Source organism: Methylobacterium sp. WL18 (assembly GCF_008040015.1).
In the GTDB taxonomy this organism is placed as follows: domain Bacteria; phylum Pseudomonadota; class Alphaproteobacteria; order Rhizobiales; family Beijerinckiaceae; genus Methylobacterium; species Methylobacterium mesophilicum.
Genome location: NZ_VRVD01000351.1, coordinates 1 through 4,875, shown reverse-complemented (window position 1 = coordinate 4,875; position 4,875 = coordinate 1). Strand labels below are relative to the sequence as shown.

Genomic DNA, 4,875 nt, shown 5'->3' with positions numbered 1-4,875 from the left:
GGGCCGGCGCGGGCGCCGAGCCAGCCTCGACGTCCGGCTCCTTCTCGGATTGCTGGGTGCGGCCGGGCTGGCCGAGACCCAGGCTCTTGGCCAGCGCCGAGCGCTGCGCCGAGTAATTCGCCGAGGTGGTCGGATAATCCGCCGGCAGGCCGTACCGCTCGCGGTAGCCCTGCGGATCGAGGCCGTGCTTGGTCAGGTGGCGCTTCAGCGTCTTGTACGACTTGCCGTCGATGAAGCTGACGAGGCCATCCGGGCGGATCGACTTGCGGACCTGCGCCGGGGTCGGCCGCTCGACAGTGTCTTCCGCCGCGGCGGAAGGCCCGGAGCCGATGGAATTCAGCGCCTCATGGATGCTCGCGATCAGCGACGGCAATTCGGTCGGGGGCAGGGAATTGTTGGCGACATAGGCCGCAACGACGTCCACGGTCCGTTCGATATAGTGCGCCTGGGATGCGGACGCTTCTTCGGACATTCTTGCTTTCCTTAAGCTGGATGGGTGCGGAGATGGTGACTTACTGCGAGTTAAGACAGCCGCAGGAAAAAGCAAGGTGATCCATACAATTCCGTGTGATCGATTGAAAGTTCAGGTCTACATCGGCCGGCCAAGGTTACAGGTTGAAGTTGCATTGGCGCCATTATCCAGGCACTTGCGCGGCGCTATATCCTGGCCCGCGCGACGAATGCTGGCACTGGCTCGGAACGAGGTTTTCGTTGGTGGGAGAGACCGTTACGGCCAAGATCAGCAGTTCCCGCGGGGGGTCTTGGCGCGACTTTCCCGACCGTTGACCGGTCTTGCCGCCGCGCCGCAAAATATTTTTGCAGGATCGCCGATCGCCTGTGGGTTCCGGCACCGTTGAGGGCCGGATCCGGGCTCAGGCGAAGGACTTGCGGGGGTCGAACGCGTCGCGCACTGCTTCGCCGGCAAAGACCAGGAGGCTCAGCATCACGGCGATGACCAGGAATCCGGTGAGCCCGAGCCATGGGGCCGTCAGGTTGTCCTTGCCCTGTGCCAGCAGTTCCCCGAGGGAGGGCGAGCCCGGCGGCAGGCCGAAGCCTAGAAAGTCCAGGGAAGTCAGCGTGGTGATCGAGCCGTTCAGGATGAACGGCAGGAAGGTCAGCGTCGCCACCATGGCGTTGGGCAGCAGGTGGACCGTCATGATGCGCAGGTTCGACAGGCCGAGCGCCCGCGCGGCCCGGACGTATTCGAAGTTCCGCGCCCGCAGGAACTCGGCGCGCACGACGCTGACCAGCGCCACCCACGAGAACAGCAGCATGATCCCGAGCAGGACGAAGAAGCCGGGGGCGATGAAGGCCGAGATGATGATGATCAGGTAGAGGGTCGGGATCCCGCCCCAGACCTCGATGAACCGCTGGAACGCGAGATCGACCCAGCCGCCGAAATAGCCCTGCACGGCCCCGGCCACGACCCCGATCGCCGAGGAGACCGCGGCCAGGATCAGCCCGAACAGCACCGAGATGCGGAACCCGTAGATCACCCGCGCCAGCACGTCCCGGGTGGTGTTGTCGGTGCCGAGCCAGTGCCACGGGATGTCGGCGCAGGTCGCCCCGCCGAGTTTTTCCGCCACCGGCCTGCACTGCGCGTCCGAGAGCATCCAGGTCGGCGGCGACGGCGAGGGCGTCGGCAGGTCCTCGTTGATCGTGTCGTAGGAGAACCGGATCGGCGGCCAGAGCGCCCAGCCGTGCTCGGCGATCTCCTTGCGGATCTCGGGCGACCGGAAATCCGTGACCGCCAGGAAGCCGCCGAACTTCTCCTCCGGGTAGTCCACCAGCACCGGGACCAGCCACTCGCCCTTGTAGGACAGGACGATCGGGCGGTCGTTGGCGATGAACTCGGCGAACAGGCTGAGGACGAACAGGGCCGCGAAGATCAGGAACGACCAGGAACCGAGGCGGTTGCGGCGGAAGTTGTCGAGCCGGCGCCGGTTGAGCGGCGACAGCCAGCCGCGCCCGCCCGAAACCGGGGCCGGCGCGGGAACGGCCTCATCGGGCCGCAGGACGATCGGCTGGGCGCCCGGCAACGGCGCCGGGACGACCTCGCTCTCGCCGGGGCGCGCGATCTCGTTCATGGCTGCCCCTGCAGAACTGGACGATTCTCGCTGTGGCAGCGCAGGCTACCGGATCCAGACGATACCGGAGGAGCCGCGACGAGCCCCCTCTCCCGTGCGGGAGAGGGGGCTCGCGGCTGGCACGCGCCGATGTGAAGATATCGCAGGTCACAAAGGGGAGCAGGCGCGAGTCGGCGGCTACCGCCCTTCGCCCATCGCGAACCCCAGAAAAGACTCAGGTGTCGAGACGGGTCGCGGTGCCCTCGATTTCGTTCGGGCGGATTCCGCCGGTGCGCTCCATCCAGTGGCGCAGCAGGCGGACGTTGCGGCGGTTGGCCTTGAAGGCGGCGTCGAACAGGTCGCCCGCCAGGGGCACCACCCCGAGCAGACCGTCGAAGGCGACGTTGAGCCCCATCCGGGCCACCAGCCAGCGGGGCGCGCCCAGGCGCTTGGCCTCGTAGACGATGAACGAGGAGATCACCATGCCGGCCACGTCGCCGATCACCGGCACGAGGCCGATCAGCGCGTCGAACCCGACCCGCCGGTTGATCCCCGGGATCACGAAGGCCGTGTCCATGAAGTGCGCCAGCGTCTCCAGCCGGGCGAGGCTGGCCTCGCGGTCGAGATCGGCCGACAGGAATGGCGGCAGGCGCGCCGACGCACTGCCGGGAAAGGTCTTGGAGCCAGGAAAGGTCTTGGCGCCAGGAAAGGTCTTGGCACCGGCGGAGGGGCCGGTCCGGGAAGCCTGGGAGAAGTCCATCGCGGGGATCCGTCGGAGAGCCATCACCCTCAACGAGGTGGCCCCCCCGGGAGATCCCCGCAAGCAAAGCGCCTGCGACCATCATGCCGCACCCCCGGCCACGCCCCGCATCCGCGCGAGGGCGGTGTCCAGGGTGGCGTCGGCCTTGGCGAAGCACAGGCGCACGAGGCTGCGCACGGAGCCGTCCGGGTAGAACGCGCTCACCGGGATCGCGGCGACGCCGTGACGGGTGACCAGTGCCTCGCAGAAGGCGACGTCGTCGGCGTAGCCGAGCCCCGTGATGTCGATGTTGAGGAACCACGTGGCCTGCGCCGGCAGGACCCGGAAGCCGAGGTCGCGCAGGCCGGAGGCCAGCCGGTCGCGGGAGGCCGCGTAGCCCGCCCGCATGGCCTCGAACCACGGCTCGGGCTTGCCGAGGCCGTACGCCACCGCCTCCTGTAGGTTGGGGGGCGTGGTGAAGGTGAGGAACTGGTGCGCCTTGGCCAGGACCGGCATCAGCCGGGCATCGGCCATCACGAAGCCGACCTTCCAGCCGGTGAGCGAGAAGATCTTTCCCGCCGAGCCGATCTTGACCGTCCGCTCGCGCATCCCGGGTAGCGCCATCAGCGGCCGGTGGCGGGCGCCGTCGAAGACCACGTGCTCCCAGACCTCGTCGCAGATCGCGGTGACATCGAACCGCGTGCAGTACTGGGCGAGCAGCGCCAGGTCGTCCGGGTTGAACAGGGTCGCGCTCGGATTGAGCGGATTATTGAGCACCACGACCTTCGTGCGCGGGCCGAACGCGGCGGCCAGCGCAACCTTGTCGAGCCGGAAGAACGGCGGCTGCAGGGCCACGATCCGCGGCACGCCGCCCGCCCGCTGCACCAGCGGGAGGTAGGCGTCGTACATCGGCGCGAACAGCACGACCTCGTCGCCGGGCTCGATCAGCGCCAGCAGGGCCCCGGCGAGCGCCTCGGTCGCCCCGGAGGTCACCATCACCTCGGTCTCGGGATCGAGGGCGAGGTCCTGGTGCCGGGCGTAATGCGTGGCCACGGCCTCGCGCAGGGCCGGCAGCCCCATCATCGGCGGATACTGGTTCCAGCCGTCCATGAGCGCCCGGGCGCCGCGCTCGCGCACGTCCGCGGGGCCGGGATCGTCGGGAAAGCCCTGCCCGAGATTGACCGCGTCGTGGGCGCGGGCGAGCCGCGACATGGTCTCGAACACCGTGGTCGGCAGGGCGGCGAAGACCGGATTCATGCGAGGCGGGACGCCGCTTGGGGCGCGGGAGACAGGCTGGACATCGTCGGGATGTAGCATGGGGTCGGCGGCGTGCGGAATGTGCGCGCCCGCACAGACCCATCCATCCGGGCGAACGGCGGGGCTGACGAATGTTGACATTCATCAGTCGTAACGTAGGTTCGTCTCACGGCCGGAGCGGCGCTCTCGTCGGCGGGGCTTTGCCCCCTCGCTCCGTCAGCGAGACGCCGCTCCGGTCCTCTCAGAGGGCCATCGATCTCCGGATCGGTGGCCCTTTCGGCATGTGATGGGTCGCGCGCTCTGGTAGCGTGTCCGGCCCACCGGATGCGACCATGCGGACGACGCACGCCTTATGCCTTGCCCTGCTGATCGCCGGCCTGGGCCTCGCCCTCCGGCTCGGCCTGCCGGTGGCGCCCGTGGACGCGCCGTTCCGCGCGGTGCTGAAGGCTTATGCGGCACCGGATCCGTCCGCCGCGGAGCCCAGCAACACGGCTGAAACCTCCACGCCCTAGTGACGGCACATTGGCCGGGCATCCGATACGCCCCGGCGATGGAATATGCCGCAGCCGCCGGACACCGTCCGGCCCGTATAGCCGCGTAGGCCGATGCCACCGTCCGGGCCGCCGAAGCGTAGGCGGCCGGAACATGCGCCATGGGGGCGTGCACAGCGAGGGATAGGGTGCCGTCGGTCGCGCAGGCGTCCGGCATGTGCTCTAGTCAGGCATGAACGAGAGTTCACCGATCCGCACCGATACGGCGCGCGCCTACCAGCCCGGCGAGGCGCCGGCGCGCGACGTCCGCACGCGGCGCTTC

Annotated in this window: 5 protein-coding genes; 1 reads left to right on the top strand and 4 read right to left on the bottom strand. The window is 68.8% G+C overall.

What is annotated here, in order from left to right; genetic code table 11:
• The 4 genes from FV228_RS20315 to FV228_RS20300 all read right to left on the bottom strand — a co-directional run.
• The coding region (locus FV228_RS20315) for a MucR family transcriptional regulator (protein WP_147856274.1) at window positions 1–472 on the bottom strand (472 nt) is incomplete at its 3' end.
• A gap of 400 nt (window positions 473–872) precedes the next feature.
• Window positions 873–2,087, bottom strand: coding sequence for an ABC transporter permease (locus tag FV228_RS20310; RefSeq protein WP_147856273.1), 1,215 nt, complete (start codon window positions 2,085–2,087; stop codon window positions 873–875).
• Between the two features lie 214 nt (window positions 2,088–2,301).
• A complete protein-coding gene (locus FV228_RS20305) occupies window positions 2,302–2,826 on the bottom strand; it encodes a DUF4112 domain-containing protein (protein ID WP_147856272.1) in 525 nt (174 codons plus the stop codon).
• Between the two features lie 81 nt (window positions 2,827–2,907).
• Window positions 2,908–4,062 (bottom strand): aminotransferase, encoded by a 1,155-nt coding sequence (locus FV228_RS20300; protein WP_147856271.1) that lies wholly within the window; start codon window positions 4,060–4,062, stop codon window positions 2,908–2,910.
• A 332-nt stretch (window positions 4,063–4,394) separates the two neighbouring features.
• On the opposite strand from FV228_RS20300, the gene FV228_RS20295 reads away from it, so the two are divergent.
• Window positions 4,395–4,574, top strand: a complete 180-nt coding sequence (locus tag FV228_RS20295; RefSeq protein WP_147856270.1) for a hypothetical protein — start codon at window positions 4,395–4,397, stop codon at window positions 4,572–4,574.
• Window positions 4,575–4,875 lie beyond the last annotated feature (301 nt).

What these genes read in the sequence shown, in the direction of transcription:
- FV228_RS20310 (WP_147856273.1), bottom strand. Translation starts at nt 2,087, where the DNA reads ATGAACGAGATCGCGCGCCCCGGCGAGAGCGAGGTCGTCCCGGCGCCG.
- FV228_RS20305 (WP_147856272.1), bottom strand. Translation starts at nt 2,826, where the DNA reads ATGGACTTCTCCCAGGCTTCCCGGACCGGCCCCTCCGCCGGTGCCAAG.
- FV228_RS20300 (WP_147856271.1), bottom strand. Translation starts at nt 4,062, where the DNA reads ATGAATCCGGTCTTCGCCGCCCTGCCGACCACGGTGTTCGAGACCATG.
- FV228_RS20295 (WP_147856270.1), top strand. Translation starts at nt 4,395, where the DNA reads ATGCGGACGACGCACGCCTTATGCCTTGCCCTGCTGATCGCCGGCCTG.